This is a genomic window from Dyella halodurans (genome assembly GCF_026283925.1).
Classification (GTDB): domain Bacteria; phylum Pseudomonadota; class Gammaproteobacteria; order Xanthomonadales; family Rhodanobacteraceae; genus Dyella; species Dyella halodurans.
Genome location: NZ_JAPDPF010000005.1, coordinates 357542 through 378039 on the forward strand (window position 1 = coordinate 357542; position 20498 = coordinate 378039).

Sequence of the window (20498 nt, forward strand, 5' to 3'; positions counted from 1 at the left end):
GCGCGATAGCCGCGCTTTGTAGCCATCCCGTCGCCAGCTTTCCCATTCTTATTCAAAATTTTTGAGGCAAAAATTTTATGGCAGCTAAAGAAGTCCGCTTCGGCGAAGATGTACGTGCTCGCATGCTCAAGGGTGTCAACACCCTGGCCAATGCGGTCAAGGTCACCCTGGGTCCGAAGGGCCGCAACGTGGTGATCGAGAAGAGCTTCGGCGCACCGACCGTGACCAAGGACGGCGTGTCCGTGGCCAAGGAAATCGAACTGGCCGACAAGTACGAGAACATCGGCGCCCAGATCGTCAAGGAAGCCGCTTCCAAGACCTCCGACGTCGCCGGCGACGGCACCACCACGGCGACCGTGCTGGCCCAGGCGTTCATCCAGGAAGGCCTCAAGGCTGTGGCCGCCGGCATGAACCCGATGGACCTCAAGCGCGGCATCGACCTGGCCGTGTCCACCGCCGTGGGCGAGCTGAAGAAGCTCTCCAACCCCACCGCTGACGACAAGGCGATTGCCCAGGTCGGCACCATCTCGGCCAACTCCGACGCCAACATCGGCGACATCATCGCCACCGCGATGAAGAAGGTCGGCAAGGAAGGCGTGATCACGGTCGAGGAAGGCTCGGGTCTCGAGAACGAGCTCGACGTCGTCGAAGGCATGCAGTTCGACCGCGGCTACCTGTCGCCGTACTTCATCAACAACCAGCAGTCGCAGCAGGTTGAGCTGGACGACCCGTTCATCCTCATCCACGACAAGAAGGTCTCCAACGTCCGTGAGCTGCTGCCGGTGCTGGAAGCCGTCGCCAAGGCCGGCAAGCCGCTGCTGATCGTGGCCGAGGAAGTCGAGGGCGAAGCCCTGGCGACCCTCGTGGTCAACACCATCCGTGGCATCGTCAAGGTTGCCGCCGTGAAGGCGCCGGGCTTCGGCGACCGTCGCAAGGCGATCCTGGAAGACATCGCCATCCTCACCAATGGCGTGGTGATCTCCGAGGAAGTGGGCCTGGCTCTTGAGAAGGCCACCATCACCGATCTCGGCCGCGCCAAGCGCGTGGTGATCACCAAGGAAAACACCACCATCATCGACGGTGCTGGCGAAGCCGAGCGCATCCAGTCGCGCATCGGCCAGATCAAGGCGCAGATCGAAGAGACCTCGTCGGACTACGACCGCGAGAAGCTGCAGGAGCGCGTGGCCAAGCTGGCTGGCGGCGTGGCGGTCATCAAGGTTGGCGCTGCCACCGAAGTCGAGATGAAGGAAAAGAAGGCCCGCGTCGAAGACGCCCTGCACGCGACCCGTGCGGCGGTGGAAGAAGGCGTGGTGCCCGGCGGTGGCGTGGCGCTGATCCGCTCGCTGAAGGCGCTCGAAGGCCTGAAGGGTCAGAACACCGACCAGGACCTGGGCATTGCCATCACCCGTCGTGCGCTGGAAGCCCCGCTGCGCGCCATCGTGGCGAACGCTGGCGACGAGCCGTCCGTGATCCTCAACAAGGTGAAGGAAGGCAACGGTAACTTCGGTTACAACGCGGCCACCAGCGAGTTCGGCGACATGATTGCCTTCGGCATCCTGGACCCGACCAAGGTGACCCGTTCGGCCCTGCAGTTCGCCGCCTCGGTGGCTGGCTCGATCATCACGACCGAAGCGGCCGTGACCGAAGTGCCGAAGAAGGACGAAGGTCATTCGCACGGCGCGCCGGGCGGTGGCATGGGCGGCATGGGCGGCATGGACTTCTAAGTCCGGCCCTCAAGCCTGCTGTACCGGAAAACCCCGCCTTGTGCGGGGTTTTCTTTTATGGCGACTTTTTTTCGTCATCCATTTCCCTTTTTGCTTTCCCGCACGTCGTAGAGAGGTCACAGCCACTACGCAGATCGCGCGCCATGCAGCAACGGAATCTCTTGTCACGGAATGACATCCTGGACGCGGACCTGGTTTTCGCGGCCAGCGGTTGCGCCTTGGCGGCGCAGCAAAGCCTGGAGCGTGAGCTGCGCGTGGTGGCGGGCGCCTCACGCCCGCACGTGACCGTGCCGTTGAAGGAGCCGGGAGCCAGGGATGGCCTGTTCAAGCCCGCCTTGTGGCTGGGGTCGCTGCGGGATCGCAGCGATTGGGTCGGCAACGGCGTCCAGCGCGCCGTGATGGCCGCGAAATACCTCGTGCGCGCGTCGTCCCTGCCGCGACAGCATCAGCGCTTTCTCGCCTTCGCCGCAGCGCATCCACGCATGCGCGCCTGCATCAAATGCGATCCACGCCTGCTGGAGCGCCATCTGCATCGCTTCATCAACCGCCATTGGCACCGGGCGGCCCGCCTGCGCAGCTTGCAGTGCCACTACCGCCACATGCTGCACCGCTTGCCCGCGACCTTGTTTGACGACATCTATGTGCGCGGGCGCGCCACCCTCGGTCAGTTGACCTTGAAAGACGGCAGCCAGCTGGCGCTGCACCTTCGCCCGCCCGTCTTCATGGGCTGCGAGGGCGAGCTGTGCATCGAGCTCAGCGAGATGGATGGGCGGCCGCTCTATCGCCTCGTCATGACCCTCATCGATGAATCGACGCTTGCGATTGGCTGTCTGCAGGGCCCGGACGGCGTGCACGCGCGTGACCGGGTGCGCGAACTGACGCGCCACATGCATGGCTTGCGTCCCAAGCAACTCATGCTGACGCTGGCTTATGCTTTTGCCGCGCAATGCGGCGTCCGCCGCCTGCTGGCGGTTGGCAAGGCCGGCCATCCCTTGCGTGGCCGGGACCGGTTTCACGCCGATTACGATGGGTTCTGGCGGGAGCAGGGCGGTATGCCGGTGAGTGGGGATTGGTTTCTGATGCCTGCGGCGCCGCCCCACCGGACCGAGTCCGGAGTGCCGAGCAAGCACCGCGCGCTGCACCGCCGCCGCGCCGAACTGCGCCGCCAGGCCGAGCAGATGTTGGCTGATGCCCTGGGCGGGGCGCCGCGGCGCGTCGACGCGCCCGCTGCCATCGCCACGTTAGAATCCAAACCGTCCCTTCCAGGCGTACCTCGGGAAGCCGCGTGGACAAGCTAGTCAAAACCGAAGGGAGTCGTGGCGAGAGCACGGTGGTCCCCGCCCATGCCGCGCAGATCGCGGCGCTGTTTCGGGATCACAACCGCGCCCTGGTCGCGTTCCTGCAATGTCGCCTCAATTCGCTTTCCGATGCGCAGGAAGTGGCGCAGGAGGCGTATATCCGCATGTTCACGCTGGAACACCCGGAGCAGGTGGATTCGCTGCGCGCTTATTTGTTCCGGACGGCATCGAACCTGGCGGTGGATCGCCTGCGCATGCGCAAGGTACGTAATGACCATGCGATCGAGCCGCCGGTCGAGGACGTGCATCTGGCCCCGATTCCCGAACGCCACGCCTCGGCCACCGAGCAGTTGCACGGCCTGCACAAGGCCTTGCGCGAGCTGCCGGCCAAGACCAGCCGCGCCTTCGTCATGCATGTCATCGACGGTTGCGACATCGGCGTTATTGCACGCGCCATGAAAATCAGCGAGCGCATGGTGCGCTATCACGTTGCCAACGCCTTGTCGCATTGCCGGGCGCGGGTGGACGAACTGGAGATGCCATGATGGCCGAAACTCTCAATGAGCAGACCTTGCACGCCGCCGCGGATTGGTGGGTGCGTCTGCGTGATCCCGCTGCTGCCGAGCAGACCATCGAGCAGTGGTTGGCGTGGACCTCGGCCGACGCCAGCCATCTGCGCGCCTTCGAATGGATCACGGAACTGGCTGAGCGACTTGGCACGCTGGGCGAAGTGACGCGTGCGCAACTCGTCGCCGAGTTCGCGCCGGTCGAGGCCGTACGCCGACGCTGGCTGCCGCTCGCGGCTGCGGCGGCGCTGGTGGGCGTGGTGTTGATGAGTGGCTACGCGGCGTGGACCCTGCGCAATACCGAGCTGGCGCCACAGGTCTACAGCAGCGAAGTGGCGGCCAGGCGCGATATCACCCTGGTCGATGGCACGACCGTGACCCTGGGTGGCGCGACCAGGCTCACCGCGCAATTCAGCCGGGATCATCGCCAGGTGGAGCTGGCGCGAGGCGAGGCCTTCTTCCAGGTCGCGCACAACGCCCAGCGTCCGTTTGTGGTGAATGCCGGCAAGCTGGCGATCCACGACGTCGGCACGGCCTTCGATGTGCGGCGCACCGGCGATCACGTGACGATTTCGGTGACCGATGGGCGCGTGCGCATCTTCAATCGCGCCGATCGCACGGGCGACGGCCTGGAGGCCGTGGCAGGGCAAAGGGTCTCCTACGATCCCGGTCGCGCCGCCTTGAGTGTGTCGAGCACCGACCTGGCACGCGCCACGGCCTGGCAAAGCGATCGCCTGGAATTCGACAACGAATCGCTGGCGGTCGTGGTCGCCAACATCAACCGCTACCGTGTGCGGCCAGTCCGTATCGAAGATGCGCATCTCGAGTCGCTGACCTTCACCGGCACGGTGAAGACGGATGCCATTGACGATTGGCTGCACGCGCTGCCGCAGGTGCTGCCCGTGCAGGTGCGCGACGCGGCTGGGCAGACGATTCTGTCCGACGCCGGATCCACCAGTCGCCGCTAGGGCGACAGCGCGGGCACGCTGCTATCGACTGCATTTGCTCAACGGTGGCAGGCTTCGTGAGATGCATTGATGATGTTGACCTTGAGCATCGCAAGGTCAGCGACAGCCATCGTTCATCGCGTCAATACGCTGCCAAAACATACCGGACGCATGTCACACTGCCGGTTTTCGCTTAGGGAGAAGCGGAGACCATGACGGTGCGTGCGCAGCTGCTTTTCTACGGCAGCGTCGCCATGGCGATGACCTTGCTGGCGCCCGGCGCCGCGATGGCGGTGGCGCATTCGGCGCCAGCCGACACACGCGTCGAATTTGCGATTCCCGCGCAATCGCTGGCGGCCGCGCTGATTGCTTTCGGCAAGCAGGCCAATGTGCAGGTGCTTACCGCTGGCGGTGCCGTCGCCGGATTTCGTTCGCCTGGTGTGAGCGGCAGCTATTCGGTCGAAGCTGCATTGTCACGCCTGTTGCAGGGCAGCGACCTGAACTATGAGTTCACTGACGCCGGTACCGTAGTGGTGAGGCCGCGTGACGTTGCTTCGCCAACGCAAGCTGCCGATGCTTCCCAGGTCAAGGAGCTGGCGCCAGTACGCACGGATGCGATGGTCGATCGCGACGTGGGCTTCATGGCCGATCTCAGCAGCCTGGCGACACGCAACGATGCCTATCTGATCGACGTGCCGCAATCGATCAGCGTGGTCACCCGCGACCTGATCGATTCGCAGCAGATCCTTACTGTCGCCGATGCCGTGCGCAACGTCGCCGGCGTGCAGTACATCGACGGCTCGGATGGTTTGCCGCTGTTCCAGATTCGTGGCTTCTACACCGGCAATGGCTTGACTGACGGCATGCCCAACAGCATTGCCGGATCGGGCGATTATCCGCCGCTCGTCGGCGTGCAGCGGGTGGAAGTGCTGAAGGGACCGCAGTCGATCCTGGGCGATACCACGGGCGGCAGTTTCGGCGGCCTGGTCAATATCACGACCAAGCAACCGCAAAGCGAGCCCGTGCATCAGCTCAGCTATGCGCTGGGCGAGCGGGGCGAGACGCAGGCGGGACTGGACCTGGCCGGCCCACTTGGCAGCACGCCGGGACTGACGTATCGGCTCGTGTTGTCCGGCGAGTATGCCGACCACACGCCGCAGGGTTATGGTCATCGGCGCAGTGCGTATATCGCGCCGTCGGTCGGCTGGCGCGGCCGCACCACCAACCTCGTCGTTGGCGTGCAGCGCATCGACCATCGCCTGCCGATTCCCGATCACGTGGTGCTGTTGAACGGCAGCTTGTCGTCCGCCTCGCCGTTCGGCCTGCTGACAGGCAGCCCGAGTGACTACGCCAGCTACCAGTCAGACCGGCTGTACTACCTGCTCGACCAGCAACTGGGCGATACCTGGGCCTGGCGCAGCCGTGGCCAGTACGTACAACAGCGAAACGACCAGCAGAGCTGGACGTTGTACAACCCTGCAGCGAATGGAAACGCCGACCCGATTGCCGAGGCCTACCGGTACAGCGATGCCTACTACTCGCTGCAGAACGATCTCGTCGGCGTGTTCGGCGCGGGGCAGGTGACGCACACGGTGACGCTCGGTTTCGACTACTCACGCTCGCGCCTTGGGCACAGCGACGATTTCCTGCATGCGTACGACGGTGCACAGTTCAACCTGTTCACCAGCGCCCCGCTGCCCTCGGTGGCGTCGGTGATCCAGCCGGCCGACAACCTCCCGCTCGGCGGTACGCCGTGGTCGATCGACAGCGGCCTGTTCCTGCAGGACCAGCTCGCGCTGGGCGAGCACTGGAACGTGCTCGCCGCCGTGCGCCGTGCGGCTTACGAGGTCGCCACCGTCGACACGGCCGGCAATCCCTGGAATCCGCGCCGCACGAAGTGGGTGCCCAATGCCGGGTTGGTCTACAAGCTCACCGCTGATGTCGCGCTCTACAGCAGCATGGCCAGCGGCTTCCAGCCCGTCTCCTTCCTCGGCGAAAACGGTCGACCGCTGGTGCCGGCACTGTCGCGCCAGTTGGAGGCGGGGGCCAAGTTCAACCTGTTCGACCAGCGTGCGCGGCTCACCTTGTCGCTGTACCGCATCATGCTCGACCACAGCTATGTGCTGGTATCGCCGCAGCCGCCGAATTTCGCCGAGCTGGGACCCGGTCAGACCAATCGTGGTGCGGAGCTGGAACTGGCAGGGCAGCTCGCGCCGGGGCTGGATATCAGCAGCAGCTATACCTTCGCGCAGATCAGCAACCACGATGGTACGGCGGCGACGGGTGCCCCGCGCCAGCGCTTCAACCTGTGGGCCAGCTACTGGTTCCAGGGCGCGGCCTTGCACGGCTGGGGCGTGGCCGGCGGCGTGCTGGCCCGCAGTCATTCGTTGGGCCAGAGCCTGGATGGCCTGACCTACTTCTCCATTCCCGGCCAGGCCGAAGTGGGAGCCAACGTGTCGTATCGCTCCGATCGCTGGCGCGTGACGCTGGGACTGAAGAACCTGCTGGCGCGGCGTCTTTACGCGGATGACTTCGACGAAACTTTTGTGCCTGTACGGACGCGGCGAACCTTCCTGCTGACGGGCACTTACGACTTCTAGGATCGCGCTGGCCCGGCGCGCTGAAGTGAGCCTCCGCGCGCCACAAAAAAGCCCCGGGAGTTGCCTCCCGGGGCTTGGGCTCGATCAGGCGTGGAAGATTATTCGCCGCTGGTCTTGGCGCCTGCTTCCGTCTTGGTGGCGTCGCCCGCAGCAGCCTTGGCCTTGTGGCTGGTGTGCTTGGTGGCTTTGTGGGTAGCCGTGTCCGCCGCCTTGGTGGCGGTCTGGTCGGCCGTCTTGGCAGTGTCCTGCGCTGTCGCGCCGGCGGTCGTGCTGGCTTCGGTCTTGGTCGCGGCGGCGGTCTGGGCGAAAGCCGGCATGGTCAGGACGGAAGCAGCGGTGACGAGCAGGGCGGCAAGCATGGTCTTACGCATGAGGTAAACCTCCAATGGGGATGTGCCGTCGAAGACGTTGCTTCGGGGCTGGGACCAACGCTAGACGCCACTCGCCTTACCGAACCTGAACGAAACTGGCCGCCTTAAGCAAGCAGACAGTTCGCTGAATTTTCGCCTTGCGCCGCATCTGTTGCGTGCAGTGGACCACTTGCAAAGCCCGGAGAACGGCCGCCACGCTCGATTGTATGGACGTCCAAACCACGGCGGCCCATTACAGCTGCGCGCCGACCGCATCGGTGGGCGCGCCCGGCATGCCGGATTCGACCTCGCCGACATCGACGGTCTGCCGCTCGTCCTTCGGCAGCATCGGGCCCAGCTTGCCCATGAAGCGCAGGAGGGCGACGTGTGCCATGTCCTCGTCAGCCGCCTTGCTGTCACCCTCGCGTTCCTGCGGCACCGCGCCTGGAGCTTGCGTCAGCGTCGCCAGCGGCGGGGCGATGACCTGGGTAAGCGCGAAGTAGGCATCGTCACGGATACCCGCCTGGTCCAGCAGCCTCCCGGGCAGCATCCACGCCGCCAGCGCCTGCTGCTTCGCCGGATTCGGATGGCGCGGGTTGACGAGTAGCCAGGTGCTGGCCTGGCTCAGCATGTCCTGGCCATCGACGAAGCCGGTGGCGTGGTACGTGTCGGTGAGCGCGGGCAGGTGGTCGCCATAGAACAACAGCAAGGTGGGGCGTTCGCGCGCGGCGAGCTGGTCGGCCAGTCGGCCCAGCTCGCGGTCGGCATGCTGCAGGTGATACAGGTAGTTTTGCAGCTCCCGCTTGTTCGTGCCGGTGACGCCGGCTGGTACGGCAATGGCGTCGCGCGCGGCGACGTCCGTGGGCGTGATGTCGTAAGGCCCGTGCGCCTCGATGCTGATGGCGAACAGGAACTGCGGCGGCCCGACGTCCTTGAGCTGGGCCATGATCGCGTCGGACATGGCGCTGTCGGCCATGTACTGGCCGTCCGTGGCGGCCTCGGCGGGAAACGCCTCACCCGATTCGAAACGGTCGAAGCCGATGGCGCGGAATGCCGTGCGGCGATTCCAGAAGCCCGGATCATTGCCATGCAAGGCGATCGTTTCGTAGCCGTGGGCGCGCAACGTGCGCACCATGCTCGGCACGACCTTGTTGTTCATCTGCAGATAGGGAAATTGCAGATCGTCGAAGTAGCGCAACGAGAGCCCGGTCAGTACTTCGAACTCGGTGCGAATGGTGCCGCCACCAAAGGTGGGAACATGCAGGGGGCCGCTCTCACCCTGCGCGGCGAGCCGCCGCAGATTGGGTATGAGGTCGGCGTGCTCATAACCCTTCATGATGGAAGGATCGAAGAACGACTCGCTTTGCACGACGACGATATCCGGCGTTTCCCCCAGCTGTTGCGATGCCGGCTGCAGGCGTGCGCGCAAGGCGACATCGGAACCCTGGATCAGCCGCTGCGCGGCCGTCGCGTCGGCATGCCTGCGGGCATGGCCCTGCTGTAGGTGAAACATCAGCAAGGAGCTGATCAGGCCGGAATGCTCGGCGGTCGCCGCAGCCGACCACGGTTCCAGCCATAGGTGGCCGCCGCCATAGATCTTCTGCCAGCCCGGCATGCCGGCGAACAAGGTGGCCAGCAAGGCAAGCAAGCCCAGGCCCGACAGCAGCCGCTTGCCACGTGTGTGCCGCGCGAACAGCGGCGGCTCGATACGCCAGGCGATCACCATCACGATGAGCGCGCCAAGCACGCCCAGATAAGGCCAGGGAGTGGCGGGCAGGTAGCTGCCCAGCAAGGCCAGCCCGCCACGGCGCAACTGGCCGACCATGTGGAAGTCGGCCGGCATCAGCGGCGTGCTCAGGTGGATCACCTTCAGGCGGTTGATGCCGTAGACCAGCATCTGCAGCACGAAGGCGAGGCCGAACGACAGCAGCGCGCGTCGACTGAGCACCAGCAAAAACGCCGCCAGCAGCAGGCCGGGCAGCGCGTTGGCGAGCAGGAAGTTGGGTTGGTCCAGCGCTTGCGCAGGGCTCACCCCCACGCCGCCGTCCACGAGGCCGGTCAACAGCGTGAACACCAAGGCCAGCACGGCTGGCACGGCCAGGCGAACACAAAGGGAGCGCGCACCGGGCGCGGGCGGAGTCGCTGACATGGTCACGGCGTCCTGCTGATGGCTGTCATGGCTCGGACATCGCAATGTAACGACCTGGATATGAACGAATCATGCAGCGCGGTGGGCCGGCTGCTTGCGTAGGAATCGGCGCACAGAGCCAAGGGGTGACGGTGGGTGTCGCCCGACGCGGGCGGCCCGCTTGCCGGGGTGTCGGCAGCCAGCGCGCTACTACGGCACAATGCGCCGATGCCTGCCCTGGAATCTCCCGCGCTACGAGCGCTGATCGACGATCGCTACGCTGAACTGGCTGCCCGTTGCCGCACCATGGGCGTGCCATTGCACGATGACGCCGGTGTCGCCGAGCGCATCCGGCGAACCCTGCTGGCCAGCGATTTTGCCTTCGATACCTGGTTCCGTCAGCCGCAACTGCTGGCGCCGCAAGGCCTGGAGCGACTGCGCGCGGGCAGTGACGCGAGCGCGCGCATCGACGCCCTGAAGCTGACTGAGGATGAGGCGACCTGCCTCATGGAGCTGCGGCGTTTTCGCCATGCGGAGGCGTTGCGGCTGGTGTTTCGCGACGTCAATGGCCTGGACGAACTGCCCGAGACGCTGTCCGCCACCAGCGTGCTGTATGAAGTCCTGCTGGGTGCCTCGCTCAGTTGGTCGGAACGCGCCATGGCCGCGCGCTATGGCCATAGCCGTAGTCACGATGGCGTGCTGCAGCGCATGGTCGTGGTCGGCTTCGGCAAGCTCGGTGGCAGTGAGCTGAACTTCTCGTCCGATATCGACCTGGTATTGGCCTATCCGCATGGCGGGCAGAGCGACGGTGCGCGCTCGCTCGACAATAGCGAGTACTTCGTGCGGCTGGCGCGTCAGCTTGTGCGCCTGCTCAACGAACCGACCATGGATGGCATCTGCGCCCGCGTGGATCTGCGCCTGCGACCCTTCGGCAATGCCGGGCGCCTGGCGCTGCCCTTCTCGGCCATGGAGCAGTATTACCAGAGCGAGGGGCGCGACTGGGAGCGCTATGCCTGGATCAAGGCGCGCCCAGTGGCGGGCGATCGCCATGGCGGCAAGCAGCTGCAGGAGCTGCTGCGGCCGTTCGTCTATCGCCGCTATCTCGACTACACCGCGTTCGCCGGCCTGCGCGAGATGAAGGCGCTGATCGACGCCGAGGTGGCGCGCAAGGATCTCGCCGACAATCTCAAGCTGGGGCCGGGAGGCATCCGCGAAATCGAGTTCGTCGTGCAACTGGTGCAGCTGATTCGCGGTGGCCGCGAGCCCAGCCTGCGCGTGCGCGGCCTGCTGCCCGCGCTCGCTGCTTGTGAGGCGCGCGGCCACATCAGCATGGCGCAGGCGCGCGCATTGCGCGAGGCGTACATCTTCCTGCGCCGCGTGGAAAATCGCGTGCAGATGTTGCGTGATGCACAGACGCACGATATTCCCGAGGACGCGTTGAGCCGCGAGCGCATCGCGCTGGGACTCGGTCATGCCAGCTGGGAAGAACTGGAGCTGCAGCTGGCCCAGCATCGCGCCCATGTCAGCGAGGAGTTCGCCGAAGCGCTGATGCCCCAAGGCGGTCGCACGGCCAGCGCGCCGGTGGCAGATGTCGCCCTGTGGCAGCAGGCCTGTGCGGAGACGCTCAATGCCGGTGCCATGGAGGCCTCGGGTTTCACGCCCGGCACCGAGGTGGCCGAAGCCGTGCAAAAGCTGTCGCAGGCGGCCTCGGTGCGCGCCATGTCGCAACGTTCGCGCGAGCAGCTCGACCGCCTCATGCCGCAGTTGCTGGCCGTCGCGCGCGACAGCGCCGCGCCGGCAGCTTGTCTGCTGCGCTTGTGCCGCCTGGTGCAGGCGGTGGCGCGTCGTTCGTCCTACCTGGCCTTGCTGGAGGAACAGCCTGCGGCGCGCCTGCGACTCGCCCGCTTGTTCGCCGAGAGCGCTTTTCTTGCCGAGCGCGTGATTGCCCAGCCATTGCTGCTGGACGATGTGCTCGACCCGCGCATCGATCAGCTGCCGCTCAAACGCGCGGATATCGGCGCCGAAATCAGCCGCGTGCTCGCCACCCTGGACGAGCGCGAGGCCGAAGCGGAACTTGAGCGTCTCAACGAATTCAAGGCGAGTGTCGCGTTTCGCCTCGGCCTGGCCTTCAACGACGGACGCGCCGATGCCGTGGCCACGGCGCGCCGCCTGGCGGTGCTGGCCGAGTCGATCGTGCTGGCGGTGACCGCGCTGGCCGAGCGCGAGCTGGTCGCGCAGCATGGCCGCTTGGCCGGCGCGGGGACCGGTTTCGCCGTGCTCGGCTACGGCAGCCTGGGCGGCGAGGAACTCGGCTTTGCGTCCGACCTGGATCTGGTATTCGTCTACGACGGCAAGCGCGCGCACCTGATGAGCGACGGCGCGCGACCGCTGGAAGGCTCGCGTTGGTACCAGCGGCTGGCGCAGAGAGTGATGAACTGGCTCACCGTACTCACGCGCGCGGGGCGTCTGTATGAAGTGGACACGCGCCTGCGTCCGGACGGCTCCAAAGGCTTGCTGGTAAGCAGCCTGGAGTCGTTCACCGGCTACCAGAAGAGTCGCGCGTGGACATGGGAGCACCAGGCCCTGCTGCGGGCGCGGCCGGTGGCGGGAGATGCCGCCCTGCACGCCGAGCTGGCGGCCGTGCGGCGCGACGTACTGGCGGCACCGCGCGATCGTGCCGCGGTGTTGCAGGAGGTCAGCAGCATGCGCCAGCGCTGGCGCGCCGAGCGCGATCGCTCCGATGCCGCGCAGCTGGATCTCAAGCAGGGGCCGGGCGGTCTGCTCGATATCGAGTTCGCCTTGCAAGGCCTGGTGCTGGCGCATGCGGCCGAACAGCCGGCCCTGCTCAACATCACCGCCAATGCGGGCCTGATCGAGGCATGCCGCCAGGCGGGCCTGCTCGACGGTCGCCAGGCGGCCATGTTCGCCGAAGCCCATGCCGAGCTGCTGCATCGCGCGCTTGCCTGCACGCTCGACCTGCGCTCGCGCATTGCGCCGCGCGACGCCGAGCTGGATCGACTGTGCAGCGGGGTAACCGCGATCACGCTGGAACTGGGTTTCGCGTTCTGACCGCGCCAGCCCTCACGGCGTTGGCGATGGCAGCTGGTGCGCCGCGATGCGCTGGCACAGGGTGGCGGCTATGGCCCCGGTTTCGCGCAGGGGTTGTGGCGGCGGTGCGGCCACGTCATCGAGCCCATGCAGGCGCCCAGCTGCGCGCAGTGCACGGTGGAAACGTTCGATTTTTGCCGGTAGCGGTGACCTGACCAGGGTATGCACGGCGCAGCCGACGGCGCAGGCTTCGGACAGCATGTTGACCGAATCGGGCGTGACCACGAGGCGATCGGCCCAGCCGAGCACGCCCGGATAGGGGTTGCCGCCATCGTCCGGGCCGGTCCAGGTCAGGCCAGGCACGCTGGCGAGGCGATCGCGCATCACCTCGCCCAGCGCCGATGGCGTGCGCCGTGACGCCAGCACCAGCAGGCTGCCGCCTTCGACGCGCTGGCGCGCCAGCAGTTTCGCCATCAGTTCCTCGACGTAGCCAGCATCCAGTGCGATGCCCTTGCGGGGCCCGCCCAGCAAGACGCCGACACGCGGGCGTGGCAGATCGACGAAGGCGGGATTGGCCTCGCGACCGTCTTCGAGCCAGCCGTCGTCGACCGGGTTGAGCGATCCCAACGGACGCAGCACATTCGGCCCTGCCAGTCCGTCGTGTTGCGGGGCAATGACGGTGTCCCAGTGCGACGCATCCATGCGCGGGTCCAGGATCTGCACCGTGTAGCAGTGACCTTGGCTCAGCGGTCGCAGCAGGCGGGTATACAGTGCCGATATTCGCCCGCAGCCGATGGCGACGGTGGGCCAGGGCGGGGCAAACTGCCGCCGCTGGGTGTCGGAGAGCGCGATGCTTGCGCCCAGGCCGAGGCGGGGAGCCAGCCAGGACCACGGCGCGCGTGGTTCGAGCTGCAGGTGGCGTACGGGCATGCCGAGCAAGTTGGCCAATGCCAGGGCCTGCCGCTGGTTTCCGCTGGCGCTGTCGGTGATCACCCAGCAGTCGCCGTACTGCTTCACCATGCACGTCGCGCCCAGGGCATTGTTTCTCGAAACAGCACAGTACGTTCCATTCGCCGGGGTCCTGTTTACTCGCGCCCGCCCTTACACTGTGCGCAGTTGCGCCAAGTAGGGCGTGCCACGATCACAAGGATACCCATGAGCGAGATGCTTTCCGAGGCCGCCCTCGACCAGTTGTTCCGCAGTGCCCGGACCTTCAATGCCTGGCTGCCGAAAGACGTCAGCGACGCGCAACTGCACGCGCTGTATGAGCTCGCCAAGTTCGGGCCGACCAGCGCGAATTCTTCGCCCATGCGGCTGATCTTCATGAAGTCGAAGGAAGCGAAGGAAAAGCTCTCGCCGTTCCTGTCCGAAGGCAATCGGGCCAAGACCATGGCGGCGCCGGTCACCGCCATCGTCGCCACCGACCACGCGTTCTACGAAAAGCTGCCGCAATTGTTTCCGCATGCCGACGCACGCAGCTGGTTCGTCGACAACCAGCCGCTGATCGACGTCACCGCGTTCCGCAACGGTACCCTGCAAGGCGCCTACGTGATCATTGCCGCGCGCGCGCTCGGCCTCGATTGTGGCCCGATGTCCGGCTTCGATGCCGCCGGCGTGGACGCGGCGTTCTTCGCGGGCACCACGATCCGCGCCAATTTCCTGATCAACATCGGCTATGGCGATGCCAGCCGAGACCTGTTTCCGCGCAGTCCTCGACTTTCGTTCGACGAAGCCTGCCGGATCGTCTGAGTACCGCGTACTCGCAGTCGATGAAGTGCATTCCCCAACCCCTTTGGAGATCAGATTCATGCGTGCATTCCGTTATCTCGTTCTAGCTGGCCTGCTCGGCGCAGCCGTCACCGCCCAGGCCGCCCCGGTGACCTACCAGATGGACCCGCACCACACCCAGGTGCTGTTCAGCTGGAACCACTTCGGCTTCTCCAACCCGACCGCTGCCCTTGGTCTGGGCAACGGCACGATCGTGTTCGACGAAAAGGATCCGGCCAAGTCGTCGGTGGACGTGACCTTGCCGCTGGCCAATCTCGATACGCACGTCAGTGCGCTGGACGAGCACCTGAAGAAGCCGGATTTCTTCGACGCCGACAAGTTTGCCGTCATCACCTTCAAGAGCACCAAGGTGGAGCCGGCGGGCGCTAACAAGTACAAAGTCACCGGCGACCTGACCGTTCATGGCGTGACCAAGCCGGTGGTGCTCGACGCCACGCTCAACAAGAGCGGCATGCATCCGATGATGAAGGTGCAGACGGTGGGCTTCGACGCCACCGCCACCCTGAAGCGTTCGGATTTCGGCGTGGGCGCCTATGTGCCGAACGTCAGCGACGAGATCCAGGTGCGCATCACCACCGAGGCTTCGGTGCCGAAGGCCGTCGCCGCAAAGTAAGCGCTGCCGCGGACGCAAAGCCCGCGCCAGGGACGGCGCGGGCTTTTTGGTGGGCGCTGCGCCGATCAGTTCGCCGTCGTGCCTGCGTTCTTGAGCGATTCGAGCTTGCCCAGATCGACCCCGTTCACCACCTGCTTCAGCTGGTCGATGCTCTCCGCATTGCCGCTGGCCTTGACCGCGAAACGCTGGGCCACGATGACGCCATATTCGCCGCTGTGGGTGTCGTTGTTCCAGGCCTCGTGGATCAGGCGTCCCTGGCTGGTATAGGTCTTCTCGTAGCCGTGCTCGGTCTGCTGCTCGGAGTCCGGCGCCAGCGCGCTGGCGGCGGCCATCATGCCCCGCATGCTGCCGGTATCGCCCACTTCCAGGCGCACGTTGTGGCCATGGTCGTCGCTGTAGTTGGCACGGGCCGAGGTGAGCTGCATGCCCACCGTGCTGTTGCGCTCGGCGGACAGGTCTTGCCGCTTCATGCCGGCGAGCGTATCGGGCAGGAAGGTCTTGATGGTATCGGTCGGCAATGACTGCACGTGGTTGTCGACGGGCTTCTGCACGGCCTCGAGGGCCTTGCTGGCCTGAGCGGCCGTCGTGCTGCTTGCCTCGGTCGCGGCGTGGCGGGAATCGCCACCGAGTTGCATGCTGCCCATCCTGGCGCCGGTAAGCGCCGCGGTTCCAATCAAGGCCGCCACGATCAAGCTGACGATCCAGATCAGCACGATGGTGATGATGACCGTGACGGCGGTATAGCCAGCCGCCTTGTCTGCAGGGCAGCGCATGGTATGCGGCAAGCCCAGGTAGAGCAGGTAAATGCCATAGATCAGGCTTGCCAGCGCGACCAGCCAGCCCAGCCACGGAATGATCACCGCGATGCCGCCGACCCAGCCGGCCGTCCACGCATAGGCCACCGTCTTCAGGGCCTGCACCGGATCTTTCTGGCCGCCAAACATGGGTGCCATGGCATCGACGAGCAGGGCGACTAAATAGGTCACCGCCAGGCTCAACAGGTAGTACACGACCATGCCAAGCAGGCCGATGCCCACCGGCGTACGCAGATGCATGCCCCAGCCGCCGTAGCCGATCAGGCTGTGGCGGATGAAGTGGGCGATCACCGGGAGCGCCGCCACGATCAGGATGTAGTTGCGATAGAGGCCATGCACCGTGGCCGGCTCGCCGGCAATCACCGGCCATTCGGTTTGCGGCGTGGTCAGGATGGCTTTGATCCGGGCGAGCAGGTTTCCGAGGTCCATGACTATCCTTCCTGACTAGGCGGTCGATGGGCGGTGCCCCGAATGGGTCATCGGCGGGTGGATGGAAACATCAGCCGAAGCGACCGGCCCGGCCGCTGGGCGCAGCTGGGTTTCTGCTGCCTCTGCACAGGCCGGACAGCGCTCCGCTGGATTCTCAGCCTGTCGTAGATTGGCTCCCATTCGTCGCATGGGCTATGCCCTTCGGCTTGCGTGGGTGGCACGGGAAGGGTGGGCAGGCCCCATGTTCACCAGGGAGGCCTGTTAACATGGCGGACCCGGTGCCTTGATGGAGTTTTCCCCCATGTCGCGTTCCCCTGCGGCTGCCGCATTGATCCCGGCGAATGCCGAAAATCGTTATGAAGTGACGCGCGCGGACCTTCCGCTTTCCTGTCCGATGCCCGGTATGGCGCTTTGGAATTCCCATCCGAAGGTCTATCTGCCGATTGTCGAGGATGGTGGCGAGTCCACATGTCCTTATTGCGGCGCACATTACGTCCTGCGGGACTAAGTCCTCGGTCCCGATCGAACCCATAAATCCTCGCGAGAGCCGATTTAGGCACGATTGCTGCTTGCCTATCAGGGATGAAGGCACCTTTTGAACAAATCATGTCAGCAGTCGCCACCCCAGCCAGGTCACTGACCGTCGTTCAGCTGATCCCCGGCCTCGATTCGGGCGGGGCGGAGCGTTCTGCGCTGGAAATCGCGCGGGCGCTGGTCAAGGCTGGCCACCAGTCCGTCGTGATCTCGGCGGGCGGCCGCATGGTGCCGCAGCTGGAAGCCGAAGGTAGCCGTCACATCGTCCTGGACGTGGGCCGCAAATCCTTGAGTACGCTCATGAAAATGGGTGAACTCCGGCGGCTGCTGCGCGAGCTCAAGCCCGATATCGTGCATGCCCGTTCGCGGCTGCCGGCGTGGATGGCCTGGTGGGCCATCAAGGGCCTCAAGCCGAAGCCCCATTTCGTGACTACCGTTCACGGGCTCAATTCGCCGGGTCGCTATAGCGCGATCCTGTTGCGTGGCGAGCGGGTGATCGCGGTGTCGCAGACCCTGCGAGATTTCATGCTCAGCCACTACCCGTGGCTGGAGCCGGCGCGGGTGCGGGTGATACCTCGTGGTATCGATCCGGATGCGTTTCCGTACGGCCATCGCCCCGACGACATGTGGCGGAAGGCCTTTTTCGCCGAGTTCCCGGCACTCGCGGGCGCGCCATTGCTGACCTTGCCCGGTCGTGGCACGCGGCTGAAGGGGCACCACGATGCGGTCGAGCTGCTGAGCGAACTGAAGCGTCGCGGTATTGATGCGCGCCTGTTGCTGCTTGGCGTGATCGAGCCCGGGCGTGACGCCTATATCGAGGAACTGCGCCAGCTGATCCGCGCCCGTGGCCTGGAGTCGCAGGTGGTGCTGACCCCGCCGCGCAGCGACGTGCGCGACATCTATGCCATCTCGTCCCTGGTGCTGCAACTGTCCAACAAGCCCGAATCGTTCGGGCGCACCGTGATCGAGGCGCTGTCGCTGTGCCGCCCGGTGCTGGGCTATGCGCATGGTGGCGTCGGTGAGTTGTTGGCCGAGCTGTATCCGGCTGGTCGTGTGCCGGTGGCCGACCGCGAGCGCCTGGTCGAACGTGCCGCCGAATTGCTGCGCGTGGCACCTCCCATCCCGATGCTGCAAAGCTATCGGTTGACCGACATGCAACAGGCTACGTTGGCGCTCTACGACGAACTGACCGCCTGATAGTTGCGGTTCGTGGCTCACCTACAATGCGTGAGCCATGATCACCTGACGTCTGCATGAGTTCACTCACCGTTTCACTCAAGGCCGCCCTGCGCTCGCCCCTGCTGCCGTTCTGGCTGGTGATCGCCTTGCTGTCGCTTGGACGCAGCTCGGAGCTGGGCACCTTCCTGTGTCTGGTCGGCGTCGTCCTGCTGTTTGCCCGCCATCCTTCTGCGTTGCGTGAACATGCGGGCGCCAGGCTGCTGTTGTGGTTGCTGGGTGCCTACGTGGGTGCGGCCTTGTTGTCGGCGGTCGACTCGCTGGCGCCGGGCAAGAGCTGGTCGACGGTGGCGGCCTTGCTGCGTTACGTGCCGCTGGGGCTGTATGCCTGTTTTGCGATCCGCCGCGAAGAGAAGCTCAGCGCACTGTATACGGCGGTTGCCGTGGTCGTGGGCCTGTGGGCACTGGATGCCTGGGTGCAGGCGTTGACGGGCTGGAGCCTGGGTGGACATGCTGATGCCGAGCGCATCTCGGGCATCTTTGGCGCCACCAATCTCAAGCTGGGTCCCACGCTGGCGGTGTTGTCGCCATTCGTGCTGTGGGCTGCCCACCGGCACGGAGGAAGCAAGGGGCTGCTGGCGGCTTTCCTGTTGTTGCTGGTGCCGGTGCTGTTGTCGGGTTCGCGGGCGTCGTGGCTGTGCTATGCCCTGGTGATGCTGGGTTTTGCCTGGCACCTTGCGCGGACGCCGCTGCGTTTTCTCGCCATCGTCGCAGTCGGCATGGCCTTGATGGGTCTTGCAGGTGGTGTCGCCTGGAAAACCTCCGATCGCTTCCAGTTGCGCATGGAGCGCAGCCTGCAGGCGCTCCACGGTTCCGATCAGTCCGTCGACACCGCCCTCAGCGGACGCCTGGATATCTGGCGCACCAGCGTGGCGATGTTCAAGGCGCACCCGATCAATGGCGTGGGCGTGCGTGCTTACCGCTTTGCCTATCCGGCGTTCGCGCCGGCCAATGATCACTTCGTCGTCGCCGAGAGCTGCGGCGAGGGCGAGGGTGCCTGCCATGCGCATCACTGGGTGCTGGAAGTGCTCACGGAAACCGGCACGCTCGGCCTGTTGCTGTGGCTGGGCGCCATCGGCATGGCGGTGGCCGCGTGGCGACGTGTTGGCGCGCAGGCGCGCGCACGGGCTTTTCCTGTCAGCCTGGCGCTGGGCGTCATGCTGTTCCCGCTCAATACGCATTTGGCCTTCTATTCCGCCTGGTGGGGCTTGCTGTTTGCCTGGTTGCTCGGGCTTTGGTGTGCGGCGCTCTACGTGCAGCCGAACGCAGCGCACGGGGACGTCCGGGCATGAAGCGTGAACCGCTGTCGGTCGTGGTGATCACCTACAACAATGGCGGGACGCTGGAGGCCTGCCTCACTGGCGTCGACTGGGCGGACGAGATCCTGGTGCTGGATTCGGGTTCCACCGATGACACCGTGGATATCGCCAGGCGCCACGGGGCCCGCGTGGCCGTCCATCCCTTCGACGACTTTGGCCCGCAGAAACAGCGCGCCTACGACATGGCCAGCCACGACTGGGTGTTGAATCTCGATGCGGACGAGCTTCTCTCGCCCGGAACCCGCGAGGTCATCGAGCAGGCCCTGGTGGCGCCGCGCTATGCGGGTTTCCGTCTGCCGCGTCGCGAGCGCCTGTTCTGGACCGTGCAGCACCGGCGCGGCCGTCGCAATGGACTGCTACGCCTGTTTGATCGCCGGCGCGGCCGCATGAACGATGTCGAGGTGCATGCGGCGGTTGAGGTGGACGGGCCGGTCAAGACCTTGTGGCGCGCGGACTTCATCAATGACGGCGATCGCGACATCACCACGCGGATGGACAAGATCAACCGCTATACCAGCAGCATGGTGGCGCATAAGTTGCGCAGGAAGCAGCGCTACACCGGCCTGCGCATGGTGTTCTACCCGCCGGTGTATTTTCTGCGGCAGTACCTCGTGAAGCGCTACTTCCTGGACGGATGGGCGGGCTTCATCGCCAGCGCGACGGGCGCGTTTTATGCGTTTCTCAAGTACGCCAAGCTACACGAAGCGCGTGAGCAGGCGGCACGCAAAGATCCACACTGAAGCGCGGTGAGTGCGGTCCCAGTTCGCCAATGACGCAATATCACCGGCGATAGCGAGCAGTGTTGTTCAGTGACCATTTAGAAAGTGGTCTGGTGGCAAGGCAATTTCTTGCTGTGGCGAAATTCCTTTCCTGCCGGGTAAAGCGCGCCGCTGGGCCAATATCCCTGGATCAGAGTCGCCCGGCGACGAATGGCGAAACATCTTGCGCATGCGAGCCGCCTACATGAATTCGTGATGCGCATCGTAGAAAACCCCTACGCGCCGCGGCTTGTCCGGGTTTTTCCACGATGTGACGACAACGTCAACTTGCGCCTGCTGATGTCGTTGCCCTGACGGACCCGCTGTTTCTACACTCCGTCGAGT

The 20498-nt window shown here is 65.4% G+C and carries 16 protein-coding genes; 12 read left to right on the plus strand and 4 right to left on the minus strand.

Annotation, left to right across the window (positions count from 1 at the left end; all coding sequences use genetic code 11):
* The first annotated feature begins 77 nt into the window (after positions 1-77).
* The 5 genes from groL to OUZ49_RS12500 all read left to right on the plus strand — a co-directional run bounded on the left by groL (position 78) and on the right by OUZ49_RS12500 (position 7135).
* On the plus strand, positions 78-1724 hold the full coding sequence (gene groL, locus OUZ49_RS12480) for a chaperonin GroEL (protein WP_266150750.1): 1647 nt from the start codon (positions 78-80) through the stop codon (positions 1722-1724).
* A 38-nt stretch (positions 1725-1762) separates the two neighbouring features.
* A complete protein-coding gene (locus tag OUZ49_RS12485) occupies positions 1763-3022 on the plus strand; it encodes a VirK/YbjX family protein (RefSeq protein WP_266150751.1) in 1260 nt (419 codons plus the stop codon).
* A complete protein-coding gene (locus tag OUZ49_RS12490) occupies positions 3010-3567 on the plus strand; it encodes an RNA polymerase sigma factor (RefSeq protein ID WP_266150752.1) in 558 nt (185 codons plus the stop codon). Before OUZ49_RS12485 ends, OUZ49_RS12490 begins: the two co-directional genes overlap by 13 nt.
* Entirely contained in the window at positions 3564-4556 is a 993-nt protein-coding gene (locus tag OUZ49_RS12495) for a FecR family protein (protein WP_266150753.1), read from the plus strand. The genes OUZ49_RS12490 and OUZ49_RS12495 overlap by 4 nt, the downstream gene beginning before the upstream one ends.
* 191 nt (positions 4557-4747) lie before the next feature.
* Positions 4748-7135: a TonB-dependent siderophore receptor gene (locus OUZ49_RS12500; RefSeq protein WP_266150754.1), complete on the plus strand. Its 2388-nt coding sequence runs from the start codon at positions 4748-4750 to the stop codon at positions 7133-7135.
* Between the two features lie 98 nt (positions 7136-7233).
* Here the strand turns inward: OUZ49_RS12500 and OUZ49_RS12505 are convergent, their stop codons facing one another.
* Positions 7234-7506 (minus strand): hypothetical protein, encoded by a 273-nt coding sequence (locus OUZ49_RS12505; RefSeq protein ID WP_266150755.1) that lies wholly within the window; start codon positions 7504-7506, stop codon positions 7234-7236.
* Between the two features lie 232 nt (positions 7507-7738).
* Positions 7739-9634: an LTA synthase family protein gene (locus OUZ49_RS12510; protein WP_266150756.1), complete on the minus strand. Its 1896-nt coding sequence runs from the start codon at positions 9632-9634 to the stop codon at positions 7739-7741.
* Between the two features lie 207 nt (positions 9635-9841).
* On the opposite strand from OUZ49_RS12510, the gene glnE reads away from it, so the two are divergent.
* Entirely contained in the window at positions 9842-12682 is a 2841-nt protein-coding gene (gene glnE / locus OUZ49_RS12515) for a bifunctional [glutamate--ammonia ligase]-adenylyl-L-tyrosine phosphorylase/[glutamate--ammonia-ligase] adenylyltransferase (protein WP_266150812.1), read from the plus strand.
* Positions 12683-12694: 12 nt separating this feature from the next.
* Here glnE and OUZ49_RS12520 read toward each other — a convergent pair whose 3' ends face one another.
* Positions 12695-13681, minus strand: coding sequence for a mitochondrial fission ELM1 family protein (locus OUZ49_RS12520; protein WP_266150757.1), 987 nt, complete (start codon positions 13679-13681; stop codon positions 12695-12697).
* Between the two features lie 135 nt (positions 13682-13816).
* On the opposite strand from OUZ49_RS12520, the gene OUZ49_RS12525 reads away from it, so the two are divergent.
* Together OUZ49_RS12525 and OUZ49_RS12530 are read left to right on the plus strand one after the other, a co-directional pair.
* Entirely contained in the window at positions 13817-14410 is a 594-nt protein-coding gene (locus OUZ49_RS12525; RefSeq protein WP_266150758.1) for a malonic semialdehyde reductase, read from the plus strand.
* 58 nt (positions 14411-14468) lie between these two features.
* Positions 14469-15062: a YceI family protein gene (locus OUZ49_RS12530; RefSeq protein WP_266150759.1), complete on the plus strand. Its 594-nt coding sequence runs from the start codon at positions 14469-14471 to the stop codon at positions 15060-15062.
* Between the two features lie 65 nt (positions 15063-15127).
* On the opposite strand, the gene OUZ49_RS12535 is transcribed toward OUZ49_RS12530, so the two are convergent.
* Positions 15128-16306: a Yip1 family protein gene (locus OUZ49_RS12535; RefSeq protein ID WP_266150760.1), complete on the minus strand. Its 1179-nt coding sequence runs from the start codon at positions 16304-16306 to the stop codon at positions 15128-15130.
* A 301-nt stretch (positions 16307-16607) separates the two neighbouring features.
* On the opposite strand from OUZ49_RS12535, the gene OUZ49_RS12540 reads away from it, so the two are divergent.
* From OUZ49_RS12540 to OUZ49_RS12555, 4 genes are all read left to right on the plus strand, one after another.
* Positions 16608-16814 (plus strand): zinc-finger domain-containing protein, encoded by a 207-nt coding sequence (locus tag OUZ49_RS12540; protein ID WP_266150761.1) that lies wholly within the window; start codon positions 16608-16610, stop codon positions 16812-16814.
* 98 nt (positions 16815-16912) lie between these two features.
* Positions 16913-18037 carry a glycosyltransferase gene (locus OUZ49_RS12545; protein ID WP_266150762.1) on the plus strand — a complete coding sequence of 375 codons (1125 nt, stop codon included), beginning with the start codon at positions 16913-16915 and terminating at the stop codon, positions 18035-18037.
* Positions 18038-18093: 56 nt separating this feature from the next.
* Positions 18094-19368 carry an O-antigen ligase family protein gene (locus tag OUZ49_RS12550; RefSeq protein WP_266150763.1) on the plus strand — a complete coding sequence of 425 codons (1275 nt, stop codon included), beginning with the start codon at positions 18094-18096 and terminating at the stop codon, positions 19366-19368.
* Positions 19365-20135, plus strand: a complete 771-nt coding sequence (locus OUZ49_RS12555) for a glycosyltransferase family 2 protein (protein WP_266150764.1) — start codon at positions 19365-19367, stop codon at positions 20133-20135. Before OUZ49_RS12550 ends, OUZ49_RS12555 begins: the two co-directional genes overlap by 4 nt.
* Positions 20136-20498: the final 363 nt, after the last annotated feature.